This is a genomic window from Pectobacterium carotovorum, assembly GCF_033898505.1.
Classification (GTDB): domain Bacteria; phylum Pseudomonadota; class Gammaproteobacteria; order Enterobacterales; family Enterobacteriaceae; genus Pectobacterium; species Pectobacterium carotovorum_J.
In genome coordinates, this window is the sequence record NZ_JAXAFK010000006.1 from 174,933 (window position 1) to 197,345 (window position 22,413).

23 protein-coding genes are annotated in these 22,413 nt (G+C 54.6%); 7 read left to right on the forward strand and 16 right to left on the reverse strand.

Annotated features, from left to right (window positions below; genetic code table 11):
* Positions 1-79: 79 nt before the first annotated feature.
* The 9 genes from R9X49_RS20510 to ycjG all read right to left on the reverse strand — a co-directional run bounded on the left by R9X49_RS20510 (position 80) and on the right by ycjG (position 10,511).
* Positions 80-988, reverse strand: coding sequence for a LysR family transcriptional regulator (locus tag R9X49_RS20510; protein WP_319850134.1), 909 nt, complete (start codon positions 986-988; stop codon positions 80-82).
* Between the two features lie 206 nt (positions 989-1,194).
* The gene (locus R9X49_RS20515; RefSeq protein WP_319850135.1) at positions 1,195-2,142 is read right to left on the reverse strand and encodes an isoaspartyl peptidase/L-asparaginase family protein; all 948 of its coding nucleotides are present in this window, start codon (positions 2,140-2,142) and stop codon (positions 1,195-1,197) included.
* A gap of 58 nt (positions 2,143-2,200) precedes the next feature.
* Positions 2,201-3,022, reverse strand: coding sequence for a M55 family metallopeptidase (locus R9X49_RS20520; protein WP_319850136.1), 822 nt, complete (start codon positions 3,020-3,022; stop codon positions 2,201-2,203).
* 26 nt (positions 3,023-3,048) lie between these two features.
* Complete coding sequence (locus R9X49_RS20525; RefSeq protein ID WP_319850202.1) at positions 3,049-4,107, reverse strand: P1 family peptidase; 1,059 nt, start codon at positions 4,105-4,107, stop codon at positions 3,049-3,051.
* A gap of 26 nt (positions 4,108-4,133) precedes the next feature.
* The gene (locus tag R9X49_RS20530) at positions 4,134-5,033 is read right to left on the reverse strand and encodes an ABC transporter permease subunit (RefSeq protein ID WP_319850137.1); all 900 of its coding nucleotides are present in this window, start codon (positions 5,031-5,033) and stop codon (positions 4,134-4,136) included.
* A gap of 8 nt (positions 5,034-5,041) precedes the next feature.
* Complete coding sequence (locus tag R9X49_RS20535) at positions 5,042-5,962, reverse strand: ABC transporter permease (RefSeq protein ID WP_014913740.1); 921 nt, start codon at positions 5,960-5,962, stop codon at positions 5,042-5,044.
* Positions 5,963-5,980: 18 nt separating this feature from the next.
* Positions 5,981-7,522 carry a glutathione ABC transporter substrate-binding protein gene (locus R9X49_RS20540; RefSeq protein WP_319850138.1) on the reverse strand — a complete coding sequence of 514 codons (1,542 nt, stop codon included), beginning with the start codon at positions 7,520-7,522 and terminating at the stop codon, positions 5,981-5,983.
* Positions 7,523-7,629: 107 nt separating this feature from the next.
* Positions 7,630-9,501 carry an ABC transporter ATP-binding protein gene (locus tag R9X49_RS20545; RefSeq protein ID WP_263058307.1) on the reverse strand — a complete coding sequence of 624 codons (1,872 nt, stop codon included), beginning with the start codon at positions 9,499-9,501 and terminating at the stop codon, positions 7,630-7,632.
* 44 nt (positions 9,502-9,545) lie between these two features.
* A complete protein-coding gene (gene ycjG, locus R9X49_RS20550) occupies positions 9,546-10,511 on the reverse strand; it encodes an L-Ala-D/L-Glu epimerase (protein WP_319850203.1) in 966 nt (321 codons plus the stop codon).
* A 204-nt stretch (positions 10,512-10,715) separates the two neighbouring features.
* Between ycjG and rph the strand changes: the two genes are divergently transcribed.
* Together rph and pyrE are read left to right on the forward strand one after the other, a co-directional pair.
* A complete protein-coding gene (gene rph / locus R9X49_RS20555) occupies positions 10,716-11,432 on the forward strand; it encodes a ribonuclease PH (protein WP_319850139.1) in 717 nt (238 codons plus the stop codon).
* Positions 11,433-11,637: 205 nt separating this feature from the next.
* Positions 11,638-12,279 (forward strand): orotate phosphoribosyltransferase, encoded by a 642-nt coding sequence (gene pyrE / locus R9X49_RS20560; protein ID WP_319850140.1) that lies wholly within the window; start codon positions 11,638-11,640, stop codon positions 12,277-12,279.
* An 80-nt stretch (positions 12,280-12,359) separates the two neighbouring features.
* Here pyrE and slmA read toward each other — a convergent pair whose 3' ends face one another.
* The 3 genes from slmA to coaBC form a co-directional block, all read right to left on the reverse strand.
* Positions 12,360-12,956: a nucleoid occlusion factor SlmA gene (gene slmA / locus R9X49_RS20565; protein ID WP_039347914.1), complete on the reverse strand. Its 597-nt coding sequence runs from the start codon at positions 12,954-12,956 to the stop codon at positions 12,360-12,362.
* 125 nt (positions 12,957-13,081) lie between these two features.
* A complete protein-coding gene (gene dut, locus R9X49_RS20570; RefSeq protein WP_319850141.1) occupies positions 13,082-13,540 on the reverse strand; it encodes a dUTP diphosphatase in 459 nt (152 codons plus the stop codon).
* Positions 13,518-14,795, reverse strand: a complete 1,278-nt coding sequence (coaBC, locus tag R9X49_RS20575) for a bifunctional phosphopantothenoylcysteine decarboxylase/phosphopantothenate--cysteine ligase CoaBC (protein WP_413775904.1) — start codon at positions 14,793-14,795, stop codon at positions 13,518-13,520. The genes dut and coaBC overlap by 23 nt, the downstream gene beginning before the upstream one ends.
* A gap of 153 nt (positions 14,796-14,948) precedes the next feature.
* On the opposite strand from coaBC, the gene radC reads away from it, so the two are divergent.
* From radC to R9X49_RS20600, 5 genes are all read left to right on the forward strand, one after another.
* Positions 14,949-15,614, forward strand: coding sequence for a RadC family protein (gene radC / locus R9X49_RS20580; protein WP_319850142.1), 666 nt, complete (start codon positions 14,949-14,951; stop codon positions 15,612-15,614).
* Between the two features lie 237 nt (positions 15,615-15,851).
* Positions 15,852-16,088: a 50S ribosomal protein L28 gene (rpmB, locus tag R9X49_RS20585; protein ID WP_005967968.1), complete on the forward strand. Its 237-nt coding sequence runs from the start codon at positions 15,852-15,854 to the stop codon at positions 16,086-16,088.
* Positions 16,089-16,099: 11 nt separating this feature from the next.
* Positions 16,100-16,267 carry a 50S ribosomal protein L33 gene (gene rpmG / locus R9X49_RS20590; RefSeq protein ID WP_002442576.1) on the forward strand — a complete coding sequence of 56 codons (168 nt, stop codon included), beginning with the start codon at positions 16,100-16,102 and terminating at the stop codon, positions 16,265-16,267.
* 230 nt (positions 16,268-16,497) lie between these two features.
* A complete protein-coding gene (gene mutM, locus R9X49_RS20595; RefSeq protein WP_319850143.1) occupies positions 16,498-17,307 on the forward strand; it encodes a bifunctional DNA-formamidopyrimidine glycosylase/DNA-(apurinic or apyrimidinic site) lyase in 810 nt (269 codons plus the stop codon).
* A 66-nt stretch (positions 17,308-17,373) separates the two neighbouring features.
* Positions 17,374-18,348, forward strand: a complete 975-nt coding sequence (locus R9X49_RS20600; protein ID WP_319850144.1) for a glycosyltransferase family 9 protein — start codon at positions 17,374-17,376, stop codon at positions 18,346-18,348.
* A gap of 8 nt (positions 18,349-18,356) precedes the next feature.
* Here R9X49_RS20600 and coaD read toward each other — a convergent pair whose 3' ends face one another.
* From coaD to R9X49_RS20620, 4 genes are all read right to left on the reverse strand, one after another.
* A complete protein-coding gene (coaD, locus tag R9X49_RS20605; RefSeq protein WP_319850205.1) occupies positions 18,357-18,836 on the reverse strand; it encodes a pantetheine-phosphate adenylyltransferase in 480 nt (159 codons plus the stop codon).
* Positions 18,837-18,875: 39 nt separating this feature from the next.
* A complete protein-coding gene (waaA, locus tag R9X49_RS20610; protein ID WP_319850145.1) occupies positions 18,876-20,153 on the reverse strand; it encodes a lipid IV(A) 3-deoxy-D-manno-octulosonic acid transferase in 1,278 nt (425 codons plus the stop codon).
* 84 nt (positions 20,154-20,237) lie between these two features.
* Positions 20,238-21,011 (reverse strand): glycosyltransferase family 2 protein, encoded by a 774-nt coding sequence (locus tag R9X49_RS20615; RefSeq protein ID WP_319850206.1) that lies wholly within the window; start codon positions 21,009-21,011, stop codon positions 20,238-20,240.
* A gap of 143 nt (positions 21,012-21,154) precedes the next feature.
* The gene (locus R9X49_RS20620) at positions 21,155-22,402 is read right to left on the reverse strand and encodes an O-antigen ligase family protein (protein ID WP_319850146.1); all 1,248 of its coding nucleotides are present in this window, start codon (positions 22,400-22,402) and stop codon (positions 21,155-21,157) included.
* Positions 22,403-22,413 lie beyond the last annotated feature (11 nt).

Here is a 22,413-nt window from a genome sequence, read left to right on the forward strand (position 1 = left end):
CAAATGATGAGAAGGATTATAGCGTTGAGCCCCCGCAGGGGATAGGAAAAACCGTCCGCTGCGTGCCGCCTATCGTGAATCAGGCGGCGTTAAGCAAGGCCTCGTTCTGTCTGGCGATGTCGCGACAGCGGTTTTTCATCATCTGTTTCAGTTGTAGCGTCGCCTGTGATTGCGGGTTATCACGGCGGCTGATCAGCGTGACTTCAAAAGGCAGCGGCTGGTCGATAGGGACGATTTTTAGCTGATCCGCATAGCGACAGGCGGTAAAGAGATCGACGATGCCTGCACCGCCGCCCGCCAGTACCATGTCGGCAATCACCGAGTAGGTTTTGATGTAGAGCGAAGCGGCTGGCTGTAGCGCCTTGTCGCGTAACGCACGGTGCAGTACCTGACCGAGCGGATCCTGATGCTGCATCATTAGCAGGTTGTTGTTGCACAGCCATTCCAGCGAGACCGGGCCGTTTATCGGGCTGTCTTTCGGCAGCAGGGCGACCATGGTTGACTGGAACAGCGGTTCTGCCAGCAGCTCGGACGGCACCTGCTGACCAAAGATCAGCGCGAAATCGAGCTGGTTTTGCAGGATGTTCTGGCACAGCGTGCTGAAGTGTTCAGTGACGAGTTCGACGTTAACCGAGGCGGCCTGCTTATGAAACTCCACCAGCGTCGGCGCGACAATCATCTGGCCGAATGCATGTGCCGCGCCCAGCCGTACGGAGTGTGCTTTGCTGGTTTTGATTTGTTCGGTGAGGGAACTGATGCTCTGCAAATGGCTGAAAAGCTCCTGCACTTTCGGGATGAGGCGTAGTCCTTCTTCGGTGGCGACCATTCCCTGTGTGCGACGTTCAAACAGGGAAAAACCGAGCTGCTGCTCTGCGTGATTCAATACCCGGCTGACGTTCGGCTGCGACACGTTGAGCAAGCGGGCGGCGCCGCTGATGGTGCCTGCCTGAACAATGGCCTGGAAGATTTCAATATGGCGTAATCGCATGAGAGCAGGCTCCGGCTGACGCTTTCTGATGAGCATCGTATGAGTAATGACCAGAATGCCTGCAATTATTACGCCAGGTTATAAGCACCTGGTAATAGTGCATAAGCTGCCAATGAGAACAATTCACGCACTACCGTGATGCGCTAAAATGGTGCTAACGCACTTATTTTGTGCATTTATCGTTTATACCACTCGCCATTGCTAACTTAGCGATAGATATCGGCGACGGGCTCTTCGCCCACGTAGCCATAGCCGCGGTACATGCCTTCGCTGTTGAACGGCAGGGCGATGTTGCCGGCTTTGTCCACGGCAATCAGTCCGCCGCTGCCGTCCATCTGCACCAGTTTCTCCATCACCACGCGATCGCTGGCCTGCTGTAGCGTGAATCCGGCGTATTCCATCAGCGCCGAGACATCATAGGCGGCGACGGCACGCATAAAGACTTCGCCCGTGCCGGTGCAGGAAACGGCTACCGTCTGGTTATTGGCGTAGCAGCCTGCGCCGATAATCGGGCTGTCGCCCACGCGTCCGGCCTGCTTGTTGGTCATGCCGCCCGTTGAGGTGGCTGCCGCAAGATTTCCAGCGCTGTCGAGCGCGACCGCGCCGACGGTGCCGAATTTACGGTCGGGATCGATAGGGTCATTCTGGCCGTCATGGTCGAGGATGACGCGGCCTGATCCTGCCTGCGCGTTATGCAACTGCTGGCGGCGTTCGTCGGTGGAGAAAAACGCCGGGTCAACCATCTCCAGGCCGTGCAGTTGTGCAAAGGCTTCTGCGCCGTCGGCGGTAAACATCACATGCGGGCTGGCTTCGAGTACGGTACGCGCGGCCAGAATCGGGTTACGGATATGGCTAACACAGCTCACCGCACCGGCATCCAGCGAACGTCCGTCCATGATGCTGGCGTCCAGTTCGTGGGTCTCCGCGTGGGTGAAGACCGAGCCGTGTCCGGCGTTGAACAAGGGGCACTCTTCCAACAGGCGGACGGCTTCTGTCACGGCATCCAGCGCGCTGCCGTTTTCGGCCAGAATGCGTTGTCCACTGGCGACAATCTCGGACAATGCGGCCAGGTAGCGTTGCTCTTTTTCAGCGCTCATAGCCGAGCGGGTCAGCGCACCTGCGCCACCGTGGATCACAATCACGGGTTTCGTCATGCGATAAATTCTCTTTTCAATCGGTTTACGCCCCAGAACAGGGGCGGATAAACCGGAATCAGTTTTGCGTTGTCGCCAGATAGGAAAAGGCGCCCAGCAGGCTGGTGATTTCCCGCATGCTCTGCGCCGTATAACCTACGGTTATGGCATCCAAACGTTCAACGTTCGGCAGCAGACAGAATAGATCGGCCAGTACCGGTTTTGCCACCATCAGTTCGAGGCGGTAGGGGGCCTGAATCCGCGAGTTCAGCGTCCGGTGTGCTTTTTCCACCGCCGCTTTTGCCGCGTTACGAATCACCTGACGCGCCTGTTCGGTGCTGAGGGATTCCGCTGCGTGCTGCGAGATAGCGCGTTTGACGCAGGCGTAGTCGGTGGCGGGGTAGTAGCGGGCGATCCAGCTCTGGAGCGTGTCGTCGCCGCTGACCAGCCAGAGTGGCGTTTTTTGTTCCACGCCTGCGGCGGCGTAGATGTCGCTCTCGCCCATGATCTCACCGTTGATGCGCACGCGGTAGAAAGCACGACCGTTGATGGTATGCGACAGCACGCCAAACTCACCCGCCGCGCTGTGATAGCCGATGAACATCAGGCCATCAAACTGCTGCTGCTCTAACCCTTCAACCATCGAATAGCCGCGCGGTTTGCCCTGTACCAGCCGGGCACGGGCGTCGATATTCTCAGCACGTAGGTTGACCATGGCCGCATGGCTGTCGGCGACCACCACCTCGGTTGCGCCACCCGCGAACGCACCGTCAATCGCGGCGTTCACTTCCTGTTCCATCAGACCGCGTGCAAGTTGATATTCCGCAGTGCCGGGGCTGCACTGTTCCGGGCGCATCACGCCGGCGATCCCTTCGATATCAGCAGAGATAAACACTTTCATAATCAGTTTCCTACGGAAGAATTTGCTTATGGATAAAGAGCTGCGGCCAGTCGATCCAACGCCTGTGGCAGTGTCGGGCGGTGATGGCCGCGAAAACCGGTCACGGCGTCTGCCTGAAGCATGGCGTCGAGCACCGCGTGTTCAGTCGCGTCGGCGGCGGCGTTTAACAACGGTTCAAGCTGCGCATCCTCCGGCGGCTGCGGCTGCGGGCAGGTGGAGAACGCGACGGCGATATCACCGGAGCCGTGTCCCCAGTAGCTGCCGAGCCGACCTAATCCCGCACCGGCGCGCTTGGCGATGCGCTTGAGCTGGCGCGCATCGAGCGGGGCATCCGTCGCCATGATAATGATGATCGATCCGGCGTCCTGCTGCGGTGCAAGCTCCGGCAGGATGGGCGCGAGGGCGTTCCCCATCTGTACGCCGTCCAGCGTGAGCGCGGAAAGCGTGCCGAAGTTTGCCAGCACCAACACGCCAAGCGTGGCGTTCAATTCAGGAATCAGGCGTGATGCGGTGCCGATGCCGCCTTTCAGGCTAAAGCAGCTCATGCCACGTCCGGCACCGACGCTACCGCGTGTGAAACTCTCAGCCGCACTGTCCAACGCTTGTCGTGCCATGTGTTCTGTTACTGCCAGCGCCTGAATATCGTTTAGCCAGCCGTCGTTGCACTCCAGCGCCAGCGGGTTCACCGTCGGCAGTGTGCGACCTAGTTCAGGGTTGCGGGCAATGGCATCGCGCACCAGCGTGGTAAACAGCGTGCCGGTCGCCAGCGTGTTACTGAGCAGGATGGGCGTTTGCAACTGTCCCAGCTCCTCAATCTGTACCAGTCCGACGGGCTTGGCGAAGCCGTTCAGTACCGCCGCGCCGCAGGGCAGAGGACGGGTGAACAGGTTCTCGCCGGGCGGCACAATCGCCGTGACGCCAGTTTGCACTTCGCCTGCCGCCAGCGTGCAGTGGCCGACGCGCACGCCTGCCACATCACTGATACTGTTATGCGGTCCGCTAGCCGAGCGCGGCGTACCCAACTGCCGCGTCGTTTTCCAGCGTTGTAGCAACAGCGCCTGCTGCTGTTGCTGATAGTCGTTCATCTGGAGATCGCCGTGCATCGCCTTCCTCAGCTTTTCAGTTTGGGATCGAGCGTATCACGCAGCGCATCCCCAAGCAGGTTAAACGCCAGCACGGTGAAGAAAATCGCCAGACCTGGGAACACGCTGACATGCCAGGCACCCGCCATCATCAGGCTGCGGCTCATCGCCAGAATATTGCCCCATTCCGGTACGTCCGGCTCTGGGCCAAGGCCGATGAAGCTCAGACCTGCTGCGGTCAGGATGCTGGTGCCGATACGCATGGTGAAATAGACGATCACGTTAGGCAGCGTGCCGGGCAGGATGTGGCGCATCAGCACGATGCGATCCGGTGCGCCGGCGCAGCGTACCGCTTCCACATAAGCCGCCTGTTTCAGCGACAGCGTAGAAGCACGCACGATGCGGGCGAAGACCGGTACGCTGAAGACCGCGACAGCGATAATCACGTTGTTCAGGCCGGGGCCGAGGATCGCGACGACCGCAATGGCCAGCAGCATGCCGGGGAAGGCGAACAGCACGTCGGAACCGCGCATGATCAGCGTATCCACCCAGCGGCCATAGTAGCCTGCTAGCAGACCGAGCACGATGCCGACCAGCATGCCCAGCGTGACGGAAAAGATACCGATGTATAACGAGATGCGTGCGCCGTAGATGATACGGCTCATCACATCGCGCCCCAGATCGTCGGTGCCCATCCAGTGCGCCGCTGAAGGCGGTGAAGCCAGCGATACCCAATCTGGCTCCATCGGGTTCCACGGTGCCAGCCAGGGGGCGAAAATCGCGACTAGTACCAGCAGCAGAACGAAGCCGCTGGACACCAGCGCCATCGGGTTACGGATAAAGACCTGAACGAAATCGCGCCACGGCGAACGTATCGTCTCTTCATCAAGCGTGGCTGCGGCCACGACGGGTTCGGAAGGAAGGTTCATCGTGTCTCCTAACGTAGGCGAATCGCCGGATTGACCACCGCGTACAGCAGGTCCACCAACAGGTTAATGACAATAAATTCAAACACGAACAGCATCACCAGCGCCTGAATAACTGGCTGATCCTGCGTCTTGATGGATTCAATTAACAGCCAGCCCAGACCCGGCCAGCTAAACACGCTTTCAACCACGATGGATCCACCGAGCAGGAAGCCGAATTGCAGCCCCAGCATGGTGATGACCGGAATTAGCGCGTTACGCATCACGTGCTTCCAGGTGACCAGCCGATTGCGCAGCCCCTTGGAGCGAGCGGTGCGCACGTAGTCTTCCTGTGCGACTTCCAGAAACGCGGAGCGGGTAAAGCGCGCCATAACGGCAGCCACCGATGCCCCGAGCGTCAGGGCGGGCAGAATGATGTCGCTGGGCTGATTAAAGCCGCTGACGGAAAAGACGCCGAACGGCATGGCCACAAACTGAATCAGCAACAGGCCGAGCCAGAACGGTGGCATGGAAATCCCACCGACGGCGAAGCTCATCAGCGTCCAGTCCTGCCATTTGCCCCGCTTGAGCGCGGAAACCACGCCGATCAGCAGGCCGAGCAGCACCGACCAGACGAAGCCCGCCAGCGCCAGCCACATGGTGGGCATAAAGCTCTTGCTGATAACGTCGATGACCGGTTGCTGGGTGCGGTACGTCACACCCAGATCGCCGCTGAACAGGCCGCCGAGCCAGTGGACATACTGCTGCGGCAGCGGGTCATTTAACCCTAACTGCTGACGGGCGGCTTCCACCGCCTCAATCGTCGCATCAGCACCAGCGTAAATACGTGCCGGGTCACCCGGCAACAGCTTGATAAAACCGAACACTAACAGGGAGACCACCAGTAGAACCGGGATCATTTCCAGCAAACGTCGGACGATATAAGCAAACATGGCGTTCTCCCTGACCGATTACTTAAATTCAGCCTGATCGAAGATCAGTGAGCCGTCTGCCAGCATGTACACGCCATCGAGGTTCTTGGTTTTACCGACAATGTTGTCCGGCGAGCCCAGGAAGACCACAGGCGCATCCTGCCAAATCTGACGCTGTGCATCAGCGTAAGCCGCGGCACGTTTGTCGGCATCGGCCGTCGCCAACCCAGCGGTAATCGCTTTATCCGTTACCGGATTGCTGTAGTAGGAGACGTTATAGGCAACCGGCACCCAGGATTCGGTAGCGAACAGCGGACGCAGTGCCCAGTCAGCATCACCGGTAGACGGAGACCAGCCGTTGTAGAACAGGTCAAATTCGGCGTCTTTCGGATCTTTCACACCAAACAGTTTGGCGTTACGCATCCCGGAATCCATCGGCGTGACGGTGACTTTGACGCCGACCTGCTCTAGCTGCTGTTTGAAGAACTGCGCGCTACGGATGTAGTCGGTGCGGTTCGTCGTCCACAGTTTCAGGCTCAGGCCGTTGGCGTAGCCTGCTTCTTTCAGCAGCGCCTTGGCTTTCTCTGGGTTATAGGTGTAGTTCGGCGAGGTTTGGCGTGCGAAGAACTGCACGTCCGGTGCCATCGCAGAGGAAGCAGGAACGCCCATGCCGGCAAAGCCGACCTTCAGCCAGATATCGCGGTTGATGGCGTAGTTAAGCGCCTGACGCACGCGGATATCGTTCAGCGGCGGACGCAGGTTGTTCATCGCCAGCCAGAATTGATAAATACTTGGGTCGCGCTGAATCGCCAGCTTGCTGTCGCTTTGTACGGTGGCGATCAGATCGGAAGGCAGCGGATACACGGCATCGACCTGGCCGGATTTCAGTGACGCCACGCGGGTGGAATCTTCCGGCGTCGGGTAGAAGGTCACGCTGTCGACTTTCGGCCAGCCTTTCTGCCAGTAGTTGTCGAATTTTACCAGCTTCACGTCTTTACCCTGCTGCCATTCGGTGAACTTGAACGGACCCGTTCCGACCGGGTGTACGCGCAGCTGTGCTTCATCCGGGTATTTCTTCAGTGCTTCCGGGCTGTGCATGACGGCAGACGGGTGCGCCAGCGTGTTCACAAAGGCACCGAAGGATTTGTTCAGCTCGATTTTGACCTGCGTCGGCGACAGCACGGTGACGCTTTGCACCATGTTAAACAGGCTGTTGCGCTTCAGGCCCTTGCTCTGATCGGCCAGACGGTCGAGGTTGGCTTTAACGGCGTCGGCGTTGAATGGTGCGCCGTCCTGGAAGGTGATGCCTTCACGCAGCGTCACGACGAATTCGGTAGCGGTGTCGTTACTGGTGTAGCCCGTCGCCAGACGCGGTACCAGCTTCATTTTATTATCGAACTGGAACAGGCGCTCGAAGATGCCGCTCTGAATGGAGTAGCTCAGCGTGTCCGAGGTATCGTGCGGGTCGAGCCCGGTGATATCGGCATAGATGGAAATGCGAAGGTCTTGCGCCTGGGCAACAGCCGCCAGACACAGTGAGAGCCCGAGGGCAACGGCAGAGCGGCGAACAAATGGCTTCATGGTTATCTCTCCTGGTCAGCATTGAACGTGTGTTGTGTTTTATAAATACGTTGTTTTTTATAAATAAATTGTGTTTTATGGCTATTTTCTTGTCATGACGTCGTGTTTCAGGCGGCCGATTCGTTGTCGGCGACCCAGTGCTGCGGCGCGACCTCTCGGTAGCGCGTTTTGGCGACGGCCTCACCTGCTTTACGCAAAGGGGAGGGGATTTCGCTGTCGTCAAACTGGCGTGTACCGCGACGCGTTGGATCGGCAATGGGAACCGAGGCCAACAGGCGGCGGGTATACGGATGCTGGGGATCGTTAAATACCGACTGGCGCGGGCCGATCTCCACAATTTGGCCGAGGTACATCACCGCGACGCGGTTGGCGATACGCTCAACGACGGCCATATCGTGCGAGATGAAAATCCACGACACACCGGTTTTTTTCTGGAGATCCATCATCAGGTTGACGACCTGCGCCTGAATCGACACATCGAGCGCCGAAACGGCTTCGTCAGCAATGATGACCTGTGGCTGTAGCGCCATCGCGCGGGCAATCGCGATGCGCTGACGCTGCCCGCCGGAAAATTCGTGCGGATAACGGCGTGCATGTTCTGGCAACAGACCGACGCTTTTTAACAGCGCCTGCACCTGCGGTGTCGCTTCTTCCAGCGATTTCACCAGCCCGTGCAGCAGTAGCGGTTCAGCGATGGTGAAGCCGACCGTCAGGCGTGGGTTGAGTGAGGCGTACGGATCTTGAAACACCATCTGCATTTCCCGGCGCAGCGGCTGGAAATCACGCTCTTTCATCTGGGAAATTTCGTTGCCCTGAAAATGAATACTCTCGGCTTCGCTCTGTACCAGACGCAGCAGGGCACGTCCGGTGGTGGACTTGCCGCAGCCGCTTTCCCCGACGATAGCCAGCGTTTCGCCCGGCCAGACGTTGAAATCAATCTGTTCTACCGCGTGAACGTGGTGAGTAACGGTGGATAAAATCCCGCTGCGCATCGGGTAATACACTCGCAGCCCGCGAATATCCAACAGCGGTTCGGCGTCATAGCGGGCGGTGACCTGTTCACTATTTTCCGGATCGGCAGCCTGCCCCAGTAAAGGAAAGCGCTTCGGCCAGAGGCTATCGCGCATGTCGCCCAGCTTCGGTACGGCAGCCAGCAGCGATTGGGTATAAGGATGTTGCGGTGCGGCAAAAATCTGTTCGACGGTGCCTTGCTCCACGATCTCGCCGCGGTACATCACCACCACGCGGTCGGCGATTTCCGCCACCACGCCCATATCGTGCGTAATAAACAGCACCGCCATGTCGCTCTGCTGTTGTAGGTCGCGCAGGATTTGCAGAATGCGCGCCTGCACGGTGACGTCCAGCGCGGTGGTCGGTTCATCGGCAATCAACAGTTGTGGGTCACAGGCCAGCGCCTGTGCGATCATCACACGCTGACGCATCCCGCCGGACAGCGAGTGCGGGTAGCTTTTCATCACGCGATCGACGTCTGCAATACGCACCTTGTGCAGCAGTTCACGGGCTTTTTTGTCCGCGCTGGCGGCATCGCAAATTTTGTGATCCAGCAGTGCTTCGGTGAGCTGGTCGCCGACTTTCAGTACCGGATTGAGCGAGGTCATCGGTTCCTGGAAAATCATGGCGAGATCGCGGCCGCGCAGTTTACGACGCGCTTCCGCTTTCATGCTCAGCAGGTCATGTTGTTGACCGTCGCGCGCGGTGAAACGGAGCGCGCCGCGTTCGATGTTGGCAGAGTCCGCCAGCAGCCCCATCACGGTGAGTGACGTCACGGACTTGCCTGAGCCACTTTCGCCGACCACGGCGACGACTTCCCCTTTATTCACGGTAAAGGAAATACCTTTTAGCGCCTGATGCGTGCCGGAGCGGCCGCTAAAGCTGACGCTCAGATCGTCGATTTCCAGCACAGGTCTGGGGGCGTTACCGGGTGCTGTGGCGGCACCCGCGTGCATGATATCCGTCATGGTCACTCCGGTTGAAGGTTTTAGGGTTACTGCGGTTGATTGCGTCATAGCCAGATTCGGCCAAGGTTATAGGTCAGATAAGGCGAGCTGTCGGCGGCCAGCCAGATAGGGCCGTCGAGATCGACATGCTCGGCATCTGCGGCGACGGGCAGGGCGGCCTCCATCGCCATCGACGAACCCAGCGTGCAGCCGACCATAATGCGCAGGCCGTGAAAGTGAGCCTCACGTACCATCGCCAGCGCTTCGGTCAGCCCGCCACATTTGTCCAGCTTGATGTTGATCATGTCGTAACGGCGGCGCAGCCCGACGATGTCAGCGCTGTGGCGGCAGCTTTCATCCGCGCAGATGGGAATCGGATGGGTGAAACGCTGTAAATCTTCGTCTTTACCGACAGGAAGCGGTTGCTCAATCATGGCGACCTGATAAGGCAGCAGAGCCGTGGACAGGCTATGTAAATCCAGACCGCTCCAGCTTGCTCTTGCATCGATAATCAATCTGGCGTTGGGTGCGGCGGCACGAATGGCGGCGACTTTCTCCAGAATCAGCTCGCGATCCAGTTTGATTTTCAGCAGCAGGGCGCCGTGGGAAACAGCATTGGAGGCGGCCGCAGCCATTCTCTCCACGCTGTCGAGCGCCAACGTTTGCGCACAGACCACGGACGTGGGGGGATGAATGCCGATGCGCTGCCACAGCGTCTGTTTTTCCAATGCGGTGTTGAGCCGCCACAGCGCGCAGTCCAATGCATTTCTGGCCGCACCCGGCGATAAATCTTTCTGGAGTTGTTCGATGGTCAGGCCGTGTTCTATTGCCTCACGGATCGCTGAGAGCTGGCGACATACGCTGTCGGCGGACTCGCCATAATGGGCGACTGGCGTACACTCGCCTTGTCCAATAAATCCTTTTTCTTCCAACGCGACGCGAATAACGGTAACCGCGCGACGCGTACCGTTCTCAGCCGCCATAGGACGGGCTAGTGGCAGATTGACGGTTTCAATTTGCATATGCCGCATCATGATTTTTTCTCATCAACGCTCAGGGGATGAACGGACTATTTCATGATGCATCATCACTGACGAATACTTGTTCATCAGTAGGGTATAACCTCAGGTTATACCATAAGTTCAAGGTATGGCTTTCTGGTTGCGCTTTGCCGCAACGCGAAGGATTTCGTGTATAATACGCGCCAGTTTTCATTGATCCGCCGGAGATGAGCCATGCGCCCAACAGGCCGAAGTGCACAGCAAGTACGCCCCCTCAAATTAACCCGTCATTACACGAAACACGCCGAAGGTTCCGTTTTAGTCGAATTTGGCGACACCAAAGTGTTATGCAATGCCACGGTAGAAGAGGGTGTCCCGCGCTTTCTGAAAGGCCAGGGGCAAGGATGGGTCACCGCCGAATACGGCATGCTGCCGCGTGCGACGCATAGCCGCAACGCCCGTGAAGCCGCCAAAGGCAAACAGGGTGGGCGGACGCTGGAGATTCAGCGCCTGATTGCGCGTTCCCTGCGTGCGGCAATCGACCTGAAAGTGCTCGGCGAATATACCATTACGCTCGACTGCGACGTCTTGCAGGCGGACGGCGGCACGCGTACGGCGTCCATCACCGGTGCCTGCGTGGCGCTGGCCGATGCGCTGAACCAAATGGTTGCCAACGGCAAGCTGAAAAAGAACCCGATGAAAGGCATGGTCGCCGCCGTTTCCGTCGGTATCGTGAACGGCGAAGCGCTGTGCGATCTGGAATATGTGGAAGATTCTGCCGCTGAAACCGACATGAATGTGGTGATGACCGAAGATGGCCGCATGATTGAAGTACAGGGAACCGCCGAAGGCGAGCCGTTCAGCCACGAAGAATTGCTCTCCCTGCTGGCACTGGCCCGAGGGGGAATTGATATCATCGTTCAGGCGCAGAAAGCCGCCTTAATTGATTGATTTTATAAGCGACCAATTGGTCGCTTTTTTATACCCGTCATACTTCAAGCTGCATGTGCGTTGGCTTTCCTCGCTCACCCCAGTCACTTACTTGTGTAAGCTCCTGGGGACTTACTGCGTCGCCGCCTTCCTGCAACTCGAATTATTTAGGGTATATATAAATGACCAACAACATGATTAACCCGTAAGACGAGGAGATACCGTAATGAAAGCCTACCAGCGCCAGTTTATTGAGTTTGCACTCAGCAAACAGGTATTGAAGTTCGGTGAGTTCACCCTGAAATCTGGGCGTACCAGCCCCTATTTCTTCAACGCTGGGCTGTTTAATACCGGGCGCGATCTGGCCTTACTGGGGCGTTTTTATGCGGAAGCCCTGGTTGATTCCGGTGTGGAGTTCGATCTGCTGTTTGGGCCGGCTTACAAAGGCATTCCGATTGCCACCACCGCCGCGGTGGCGCTGGCAGAACACCACGATCGTGACCTACCGTACTGCTTTAACCGCAAAGAAGCCAAAGACCATGGCGAGGGCGGCAGCCTAGTCGGTAGCCCGTTACAGGGCCGCGTGATGCTGGTGGACGACGTGATTACGGCGGGAACGGCGATTCGCGAATCGATGGAGATCATCGGTGCACATGGAGCAACGCTGGCGGGGGTGATGATTGCGCTGGATCGTCAAGAGCGCGGTCGTGCTGATTTATCCGCGATTCAGGAAGTTGAACGTGACTATCAGTGCAAGGTGATTTCGATTATTACGCTGAAGGAGCTGATTGCCTATCTGGCGGAAAAACCAGAGATGGCGGCGCATCTGGATGCGGTGAAAGCCTATCGTGAGCAGTACGGGATTTAACGTGGTGAGTCAGGATTCCATCAGATACGCCTGATGGAGTCCTGTTTATTTAAGGTGTTGTGCAATTTAAAGGGCGGTGTTTAGTTCAGCTGTGCGGCCAACAGCGGCCAGCGGGTGTCGAATTCCTGCGTCGGGCGGTAGCGGAATTCAGAGCGAATGAAGCGCGACAGCATCCCCTCGCAAAATGCCAATAACTGGCTGGCTAGCAGCGTTTCGTCATGCTGGAAGCCTTTGCCATCGCGTAGCTTATGCTCACGCAGTACCTGACGCAGCTGTGATTCAATACGCTCAAACAGCTGGTTGATGCGCCCCTGCAAGCGATCCTGTTCAAACATCAGCGCGTGGCCGGTCATGATGCGAGTCAAACCCGGATTGCGTTCCGCAAACCCTAAAATCAGCAGCAAAATCAGACGAAGACGATTAAACGTTTCTTTTTCGTCTTGCAGAATCAGGTTAATGCGGGTGGTCAGGCTATCCTCAATAAATTCAATCAGGCTATCAAACATCCGCGTTTTACTGGGGAAATGCCGGTAGAGCGCCGCTTCGGACACGCCGACGTTCGCCGCCAGTTTTGCCGTGGTGATACGTTGGCTACCGTCGCTGGATTCCAGCATCTGTGCCAGCGCCTGCAAAATTTCCTCGCGGCGATTCCTTTTCGTACTTTCTTTTTCTGCCATGTCTGAAAAGACCCTTGCTAAATATTTGACTGACAAGCACCCGGTAGCGCCACAGTCGCCATTTCCTGTTGGATAGGCGCTGTGGCTTATATGAATTTTTTACACTATGGGGTGGCTGGAGCGCGTTAGCTACGGCCGGAGTGGCCGAAGCCGCCTTCTCCACGTTCGCTGCTGACGAAATCTTCGACCAGATTAAATTCGGCCTGAACGACGGGCACAAAGACCATTTGTGCGATGCGCTCGCCCGGCTCGACCGTAAACGCTTGTTGACCACGGTTCCAGACGGAAACCATCAGTTGCCCCTGATAGTCCGAATCAATCAGCCCAACCAGATTCCCCAGTACTACGCCGTGCTTGTGACCCAGTCCGGAACGGGGAAGGATGACCGCCGCCAGCCCGGTATCGGCAATGTGAATCGCCAGCCCGGTTGGGATAAGCGTGGTTTCCCCCGCTTTGAGTTCAATCGCCTGATCCAGACAGGCACGCAGATCGAGCCCGGCAGAACCCGGAGTCGCATAGGTTGGTAACGGGAATTGCTGCCCAACGCGTGGGTCAACAATCTTAACGTCGATTTTTTTCATCATAACGGCTGATAATCTCGTCGATTAATTTTTGGCCAAGAAGACGCTTGTCGCACTGCGGCAACGGCATGTCCCCACCTTGCCAAAAAAGGTGTAACGCATTGGTTTCACTGTTAAAACCATGCCCGGAAAGAGAGACGTTGTTCGCGCAAATCAGGTCCAGCTTTTTACGCGCCAGTTTTTGCCGGGCGTATTCTTCCACATTCTGGGTTTCGGCAGCAAACCCGACAACATAAGGACGATTTTTCGTCATGGCTGCGACACCGGCGATAATATCTGGATTTTTGACCAGAGTGAGAGTCATTTCATCGCCCTGCTGGTTCTGTTTTTTAATCTTCTCATCGGCGATGTGTTTGGCGCGATAGTCGGCAACCGCAGCGCAGCCGATCACAATGTGTTGCTGAGCCGCGTGTTCCATCACCGCGTGCTCCATCTCCAATGCGCTACCGACATCAATACGCGTGACGCCCTGCGGTGTAGCGAGCGAAACCGGGCCGCTTACCAATGTGACATTCGCGCCACGGGCTGCCGCGGCCTGCGCGATAGCAAAGCCCATTTTCCCGGAGCTGTGGTTGGTGATAAAGCGAACCGGATCCAGCGCTTCTCTCGTCGGCCCGGCGGTGACCAGAATGTTCAGATGTTGCAGATCGTTGATGGCAGAAAAATGACGCTGCGCCAGCCCAACAATTTCCAGCGGATCGATCATGCGGCCCGGTCCAACGTCGCCACACGCCTGACTGCCGCTATCCGGCCCCCAGATCGGTAAACCGCGAGCGGCCAGCGTGCGCAGATTGTCCTGCGTGGGTTCCGCGCGATACATCTGCTGATTCATCGCAGGGACAACGGCGATAGGGGCGGATGTCGCCAGACAAATCGTGGTCAGCAAGTCGTTCGCCATGCCGGCAGCGACTCGGGCGATCAGATCGGCGGTGGCCGGAGCGAGAATGACTAAATCAGCCCATTTCCCCAGTTCGATGTGACCCATTGAGGCTTCCGCCGCAGGGTCAAGCAGATCGTCTGATACCGGGTAACCGGAGACGGCTTGCAGCGTGAGCGGGGTGATGAAAGCTTTAGCGGCAGATGTCATGACAACCCGTACATCGGCTCCGGCATCGCGCAGACGCCGCACCAGTTCCGGGCACTTGTACGCGGCGATGCCGCCGCTGATACCCAGCACGATTCGTTTGCCGGAGAGTGCATTCAGGCTGGAAAATTCCGTCATCATCATGGTCCGATTGAAAGTCAGAAGATGCGCCATTTTACCATAACCTTGCAGCCAGATAGGAATCTTAAGCTCGCCGCTGCGGTTTCCCTAAGAAGATTGCGAAGCGCTTCGCAGCCCTTTAGCACAGCTATCGTCCTGTTTTTACGAGCGTGACATGATGCCATCGAGCGGTATAGGGAGAGTGCGATGGGCTGGGAAAAGGGATTGGCACCGCGTGAAAAACTGGTGCGATTAGGGGCCGAATCACTGACGGATGTTGAATTGCTGGCGATTTTTTTACGCACTGGATTACCGGGTGTGCATGTTATGCAACTGGCAGAGGATTTGCTGGCGCATTTTGGGTCGCTTTATCAACTGATGGCGGCCGATCAATCCGCGTTTCATAACGCCAGAGGCGTGGGGATATCGAAATATACGCAGCTCAAGGCGATTGCAGAGCTATCGCGGCGGCTATTTTTTTCTCGTCTGGCGAAAGAAGATGCCATGTTGAATCCGGAAATGACGGGACAATATTTGCAGCTGTTGCTGTCCCGACGTGAGCGTGAGGTTTTTTTAGTCCTGTTTTTGGACAATCAGCATCACGTTATTCGCCATCAGGAGATGTTTGTTGGTACGATTAACAGTGTGGAAGTACACCCGCGTGAAATTGTGCGTGAAGCGCTAAAGGCAAATGCCGCCGCGTTGATTTTGGCGCATAATCATCCGTCGGGAAAAGCGGAGCCGAGTCAGGCCGACCGTGCGATAACCGAACAGATTGTTAAAGCCTGTCTGTTAATGGAGATCCGCGTGCTCGATCATTTGGTCATTGGGCATGGCGAATACGTTTCTTTTGCTGAACGCGGCTGGATTTAACAGATATTTCCGCGATCCAATGGGATCTTTAGCTGTTCGGGACTTGAGCACTTACGCTTCAGAGCGTATACTACGCCACCTTTGAGAATCTTGGGTGTGGCGTTAAGAGCCTATCTCAGCAGGTTTATCCTGATGACAGAGTCTTTTCAGTGAAGTTGCTGAGATGGGCTCTAAAGCCTGACGAGGCGGCCAAACCCTATACGAAGCTCGAGCTGATTTGATTTTTGGAGAATAGACATGTCCCGAGTCTGCCAAGTTACTGGCAAGCGTCCGGTGGCCGGGAACAACCGTTCCCACGCACTGAATGCGACCAAACGCCGTTTTCTGCCGAACCTGCATTCACACCGTTTCTGGGTTGAAGGCGAGAAGCGCTTTGTAACACTGCGTGTATCTGCTAAAGGTATGCGTGTTATTGATAAGAAGGGTATTGAGACGGTTCTGGCCGATCTGCGTGCCCGTGGTGAAAAGTATTAAGGAACTGAATCATGGCTAAGGGTGTTCGCGAGAAGATCAAGCTGGTTTCTTCTGCTGGTACTGGTCACTTCTATACCACTACGAAGAACAAACGTACTAAACCGGAAAAATTGGAACTGAAGAAATTCGATCCAGTTGTCCGTCAGCACGTTGTCTACAAAGAAGCTAAAATTAAGTAATTTCTGCTTCTTGATAAAAACCCGGCCTTGGTCGGGTTTTTTTTCGTCATATGCCAGCTAGCGTGTCGATTTGGTTTAACTGTTTTGTGGTAAATACTGCGGGTAAAATACGCCAGCAGCGACTCTGTTTCCCGTCGCATTCTTTGTCTTGCGGGCTGTCACAGAGGGTATCCTGTCGTTTATGAAAATGTTGTTTATGCTAATGTAGCCACCTTTATCAGGAGACACACATGCCTGAATTACCTGAGGTTGAAACCAGTCGTCGGGGAATTTCACCGTATCTTGTCGATCACACCATCCTTTATGCTGAAGTGAGGAACTCGCGCCTGCGTTGGCCGGTATCGGCTGAGATTCTCTCGCTGAGCGATGAGCCGGTGCTCAGCGTGCGCCGGCGGGCAAAATATCTGCTGATCGAGCTGACTCGCGGTTGGATTATTGTGCATCTCGGCATGTCTGGCAGTCTTCGGGTGTTGCCGGAATATAGCGAACCGGAGAAGCACGATCATGTTGATTTGGTGATGGACAGCGGTAAGGTACTGCGTTACACCGATCCTCGGCGCTTTGGTGCCTGGCTGTGGACGGATAATCCTGAGACTTGCTCAGTATTGGCGCATCTGGGGCCAGAACCGTTAGAGGCGGAGTTCTCCGCGGATTATCTCTATCAGGCCTCACGCGGTAAAAAGACGGCAATCAAACAGTGGATTATGGATAACAAAGTGGTCGTTGGCGTAGGCAATATCTACGCGAGCGAATCGCTGTTTGCGGCTGGCATCCACCCTGACAGAGCGGCCGGATCGCTGAGTGAAAACGACGCAGCCGTATTGGTGGGCGTGATTAAACAGGTGCTACAGCTTTCGATTGAGCAGGGCGGTACGACGCTGCGCGACTTTTTGCAATCAGACGGTAAACCCGGCTATTTTGCGCAGGAACTGCGAGTCTATGGCCGTAATGGTGAACCTTGCCGGACATGTGGAACACCGATCGAAACCGCGAAACATGGGCAGCGCAGTACCTTTTTCTGTCGCCGCTGCCAGAAGTAATCGACGCTACGGATAAGAATTCAGAGAAATAATAATGATGATAATACTTATTAAGGGAAAAGAAGTATGCAGCGCATTTTGTTGATAAGAATCGATTTTCTGGGTGATATGGTATGCACTACAGCGTTGATTCACTCTCTGAAAAGAAAATGGCCGACTGCTGAAATTCATGTATTAGCGAATAAATATAATTCATACGCGCTTGATGATAATCCTGACATAGAAGAAGTACATCGTTATGTTTATAGCAAAAGCCGAGAGAGAAATAATCGTAGTGGTTTAATTAGCTCATTAATCGATAAATTTCTTTTGATTATGCGCTTAAAACGTTTGAATTTCGATTTGCTGATTATTCCTAATGGCGGAATGAATAAGAATGCAATCCAGTTTGCCAGATGGATGAATGTCCCTGACGCCCGGTGGCACAAGGCCGAGACAGAGTTTGACGACCGCAATATTGAACATGTTACCAATCGACCAATAAAACATGAAGTATTAGCGGGATATGACTTAATGCCGGAACTTGGCGTGACGAGCACTGATGATTTACGGCTGTATGTTTATCCTAAACCAGAATTAAAAAAACAGTGGTCAGAAAAATTAAAACATAACGGCAAAGCAAATATCGGTTTTTTTATATCGAATAAAGCATATGAACGTCGCTGGCCGTGGGCGAATTGGTATTCACTCGCTCAATCACTTAGCAGTGACTTCAATATTATTATTTTTTCTAATCCGGGTGAGAAGCCAGAGCAAGATGCGCTTAATGGCATTACGGTTCAGTGTATAGACACTGAAACAGTATCTGACCTTATAGCAGCGATGAGCCAATTAGATGTGGTTGTTTCGGCTGATAGTGCGCCAGTTCACCTTGGTGCGGCGTTGCAGATACCGGTTGTTGGTCTATTTGAAGCAAGACCAGAGAAATATTTGCGCTGGTATCCCATCGGTGTAAATCACGTGCTGCTGCATTCCGGTAAATGTATCGACAGCATCAGCGTGGCAGAAGTCAAAGACGCGGTTATTTCTCTTATCCCGTAAACGTATTATTAGCGGAGCTTTTCCATTAAGGCACTAACGATGGCATCGGGTAAGAAATGCGATACGTCACCGCCGTGACGAGCGACTTCTTTGACCAGAGAAGATGAAATAAACGACCACTCTTCAGATGGCATCAGGAAAACGCTTTCGAGAGTAGGCATCAGGTGGTGATTCATTTTTGCGAGCTGGAGTTCATATTCGAAATCGGCAACTGCTCGTAAACCACGCACGAGAATATTGGCGTTTTGCTGCTGTGCGAAGTGTGCCATGAGATCGCTGAAGCCGATGACTTCGACATTCGATAAGTGCTGTGTCGCGCCTTTTGCCAGCGCCACGCGCTCATCCAGTGTGAAAAGCGTATGTTTGCTCGGGCTGGCAGCGATGGCCAATACCACATGATCGAACATTCGTGCTGCACGTGTGAGCAGATCCAAATGGCCATTGGTTAATGGATCGAACGTTCCGGGATAAATCGCTTTGGTTGTCATCACGTCAGCCCTTCATTCACTGTTTAGGTAGCGGCTGCTTTACTGCGTCCGCTGGGGCAAATAAGGTTCCAGAAGCGTAAGCAGCATCTGTAGAGCACCCTGGTTTTGGTGTAACACTTCCACGGCGTGTCGACCATAGTAGAGGCGATAGTCTTCGTCAGCGAGCAGTTTCCCGACTTCTTTTCCAAGTGAGTCAGCATCGGTCACGGTAATCAATCCGTCAGCCTGATCGAGCTTGTTGCAGATATCTTTAAAATTGAACGTGTGTGGCCCCATCAATACCGGAATAGCATGGGCTGCGGCTTCTAGCGGATTATGCCCGCCTCGTTCAACCAAACTTCCACCAACAAAGGCCAGATCGGCGATGCCGTACAACAGCATCAGTTCGCCCATGGTGTCCCCAATTACCACCTGCGTGTTGGCAGAAGGCTGTTCACCACTGCTGCGCAGCGTGTAGGTGAATCCCAGATTTTCTGTCAATGCCTGCGTGGTGGCGAAACGTTCCGGATGACGAGGGACAAGAATCAGCAGTAAATCAGGATAGGTGGCAAGCAGTTGTCGGTGAGCAGCCAGAACGATCGCTTCTTCACCTTCGTGTGTACTGGTGGCTATCCATACCGGACGATGCGGCGCCCATTGTCGGCGTAATGTAATGGCTCGTGCCGCCAGTTCCGGCGTTACGGAAATATCAAATTTGAGGCTGCCGGTCACTTTCAGGCTGGAACGCTTCAGGCCAAGATCGATAAATCGATTCCCGTCCTCCTGATTCTGCGCAGCGACGAGGGTAATGCGTCGTAAGATATGGCGCATTAGCTTTCCGATCTTTTTATAACCCGCAGCAGAACGTTCTGACAGTCGGGCATTGGCAATAACCAGCGGAATTTCTCGCTTGTGCAACTCTGCAATCAGATTCGGCCACAGCTCGGTTTCCATAATGATGACGATTTTCGGACGAACCTGGTCAAAAAAGCGTCTCAGGGCACAGGGTAAATCATAAGGCAGGTAAACGTGATAGACCGTGTCGCCAAAAGCGGAGCGTACGCGCTCGGAACCAGTTGGCGTCATGGTTGTTACTGTGATCGGCAGATTGGGGTAACGATGGCGCAGTGCTCTCACTAAGGGAATGGCAGCCAGCGTTTCACCCACCGATACCGAGTGCAGCATGATACCGTCTGGCTTAACCTTCTCTGCACAAAAACCGTAACGTTCACCCCAGCGCCGACGATAGGCTGGCGCTTTGCGGCCACGAAGCCACAGGCGAAGCCAAATCAACGGTTGGATGAGGTACAGGATAATGGTGTAGAGAGTTTGTAGCATAAGGTTTACTGTTATCGGTTATCGCTGGGGTGATTTTATCGGGTTAGTGAGGATAAGGCTATGTTTGGTGGTATCACCCGTTTCTCACAACTTTATATTATTACGAGACCATAACCCAGCGTATTTATTGAATGTGTACTGCGCATTAATAATCGCGAGTAGAAAACCGTGTTTTCCATCCAAAAAACCAGCACGTAATATCCAGGTTTTTAAGAATGCCGAAGCCGTGTGCGTAAGGATACTAAGGTAGCGGCACTTTTTCCCCTGACGGTGTCGTTCTTCCGCCCATGCTGAAGCATAGCGTAGCTGTTTTTGTTGAAAAACGGCGAAGTCTCGGCAGGTTAGATGCAATAAATCACCTGATAAATGCGTCAATGTGGCTGAGCCATAATCAAGAGATTCGTGCACGCTGTTGTCGTTATAGCGGTAGCGCTGATTCGCATAGAGACGGATAACGTTATCGGGATACCATCCGCTATGCTTCATAAAGCGACCAAGGAAAAAATTGCGTCGTGAACAGCGGTAAACCGTATTATCACCAGCGTCTGGGGCAGTAAGCACGGATTCGATTGATTGCCGTAATTCGGGCGTCACTCGTTCATCCGCGTCAATCATGAAAATATAATCACCGCTGGCATAACTCTGTGCACGCTGTCGCTGCTTGCCATACCCCGGCCAGTCGTCGTGTTGATAGACTTTGGCACCGTATTGATGCGCTATTTCTATCGTGTCATCTGTGCTGCCGGAATCGACGACAATAATTTCATCTGCCCACGAGACAGACTGCAGGCAATCGGCGATCAGCTCCGTTTCATTTTTGGTAATCATGACGACGGATAAGCGTTTATGCGCGTTCACTATATGTCCTATGTGCTGGAAATGATGGAACAGGCAGAGAAAGGCGTTCTCTTGCCGCCTACGTGTTGAACCCAATGGCACGGGTGTTTTTAGGTGCCATTGGGTGAGCAGCATGATAATAGCGTAACGCTATTCTGACGTAACTATGATGGCGTACCGTGCTGTGGCGCTGCGTTTTTATTGCGCTTCACCAGTGGAATATGCTTCGCCAGCAGGAGTGCGGTCAGAATCACAAACAGGTGTCCTTCCGTTGAATCCAACAGGAATGAGTTAAAGAGGTTACCACTTAAATAAATGACCAGAAGGGTAACAAAAATGCTTTTCTCTCGCGGTGGCTGGTTCCACGCGGCAATAGCAAAGCTAGCCATCCATAGAAGGAATATGACAAGGCCGACGGCACCATTCTGTATCGTTTCCAGTAAATACTGGTTGTGTGGGTTATTTACGCTGTAGCCTGTTTCAGGGTTGTGGTACCAGAAACTTCCTGCGCCGTTGCCCAACAGCGGAGCCTGCTCAATGAGTTGCGTAGCCTGTAAAATAAATGCGGTTCGTTGCCCCATTGAACTGTCACAAGCAGAATAGGCATCGCCGGTTTTTTGCTGTAGACAGTTTTGTATTTCGTGGACACCAAGTGTAATGCGTTCGGCTGCACGGTTAGGAATCGTAAACAACAAGCAAATGACGACAACGCCAGATCCTATCGCGAGCAGGGCCTGACGCGGTTTCAGAGAGAGTAAGGCCCAAGCGGCAATACCTGCAATAAGGGCGATGTACCCGATTCTGCCTTGCACCATAAACAGTATATTGCAGCAAGCGGCTAGTGCTAATAGCAGGTAACCGATCCGTCCAGATCCCTGGCTGATTCTGGCTCGCTCAAGCCAGAGAAATACGGCCATGGCCATAAAAAAGTTGTGAGTAATCTGTAACTTAAAAACGGTCGGGTTCGCAGGGTCGATATGTCCAGGAAAGAGGTGGAACAAACCGCCAGCTATACTCAGTACAAGGACAATCCCATTTCCCAAGAGAAAGCCGCTGAATAACGCTTTGCTCTGTGCTGATTGGAGCACAAAGAATAAAGCAAGAGGCAGGACATACAGCAGCTTCTTGTATTTTTCGACCATCTCCGGCCCTGCCTCATGATGATGAGTGAGCAGGGATAGCGCTAATAAGCCGACCATCAATGCGGGAAGGATCACCATTGGATGAATAATCAGCTGACGCCAATACTTCATATCCCGGTATTTCAAGACGCAGATTAGTGCCAGGACCAACGCGACTTTCAGCAGTTGATTAGAGAGCGGCAGAGAAAGCCCAAGCAAGAAGGCGGTAATGGTGGGGAAATTTCTCTTATCAGCGTCCGTAAGGAATGCGGGTAAAAAATCAAGTTTCATACAATCTCACA

Coding starts and splice junctions, on each gene's coding strand:
- R9X49_RS20510 (WP_319850134.1), bottom strand. CDS start 988: ATGCGATTACGCCATATTGAAATCTTCCAGGCCATTGTTCAGGCAGGC.
- R9X49_RS20515 (WP_319850135.1), bottom strand. CDS start 2,142: ATGACGAAACCCGTGATTGTGATCCACGGTGGCGCAGGTGCGCTGACC.
- R9X49_RS20520 (WP_319850136.1), bottom strand. CDS start 3,022: ATGAAAGTGTTTATCTCTGCTGATATCGAAGGGATCGCCGGCGTGATG.
- R9X49_RS20525 (WP_319850202.1), bottom strand. CDS start 4,107: ATGAACGACTATCAGCAACAGCAGCAGGCGCTGTTGCTACAACGCTGG.
- R9X49_RS20530 (WP_319850137.1), bottom strand. CDS start 5,033: ATGAACCTTCCTTCCGAACCCGTCGTGGCCGCAGCCACGCTTGATGAA.
- R9X49_RS20535 (WP_014913740.1), bottom strand. CDS start 5,962: ATGTTTGCTTATATCGTCCGACGTTTGCTGGAAATGATCCCGGTTCTA.
- R9X49_RS20540 (WP_319850138.1), bottom strand. CDS start 7,522: ATGAAGCCATTTGTTCGCCGCTCTGCCGTTGCCCTCGGGCTCTCACTG.
- R9X49_RS20545 (WP_263058307.1), bottom strand. CDS start 9,501: ATGACGGATATCATGCACGCGGGTGCCGCCACAGCACCCGGTAACGCC.
- ycjG (WP_319850203.1), bottom strand. CDS start 10,511: ATGCGGCATATGCAAATTGAAACCGTCAATCTGCCACTAGCCCGTCCT.
- rph (WP_319850139.1), top strand. CDS start 10,716: ATGCGCCCAACAGGCCGAAGTGCACAGCAAGTACGCCCCCTCAAATTA.
- pyrE (WP_319850140.1), top strand. CDS start 11,638: ATGAAAGCCTACCAGCGCCAGTTTATTGAGTTTGCACTCAGCAAACAG.
- slmA (WP_039347914.1), bottom strand. CDS start 12,956: ATGGCAGAAAAAGAAAGTACGAAAAGGAATCGCCGCGAGGAAATTTTG.
- dut (WP_319850141.1), bottom strand. CDS start 13,540: ATGATGAAAAAAATCGACGTTAAGATTGTTGACCCACGCGTTGGGCAG.
- coaBC (WP_413775904.1), bottom strand. CDS start 14,795: ATGGCGCATCTTCTGACTTTCAATCGGACCATGATGATGACGGAATTT.
- radC (WP_319850142.1), top strand. CDS start 14,949: ATGGGCTGGGAAAAGGGATTGGCACCGCGTGAAAAACTGGTGCGATTA.
- rpmB (WP_005967968.1), top strand. CDS start 15,852: ATGTCCCGAGTCTGCCAAGTTACTGGCAAGCGTCCGGTGGCCGGGAAC.
- rpmG (WP_002442576.1), top strand. CDS start 16,100: ATGGCTAAGGGTGTTCGCGAGAAGATCAAGCTGGTTTCTTCTGCTGGT.
- mutM (WP_319850143.1), top strand. CDS start 16,498: ATGCCTGAATTACCTGAGGTTGAAACCAGTCGTCGGGGAATTTCACCG.
- R9X49_RS20600 (WP_319850144.1), top strand. CDS start 17,374: ATGCAGCGCATTTTGTTGATAAGAATCGATTTTCTGGGTGATATGGTA.
- coaD (WP_319850205.1), bottom strand. CDS start 18,836: ATGACAACCAAAGCGATTTATCCCGGAACGTTCGATCCATTAACCAAT.
- waaA (WP_319850145.1), bottom strand. CDS start 20,153: ATGCTACAAACTCTCTACACCATTATCCTGTACCTCATCCAACCGTTG.
- R9X49_RS20620 (WP_319850146.1), bottom strand. CDS start 22,402: ATGAAACTTGATTTTTTACCCGCATTCCTTACGGACGCTGATAAGAGA.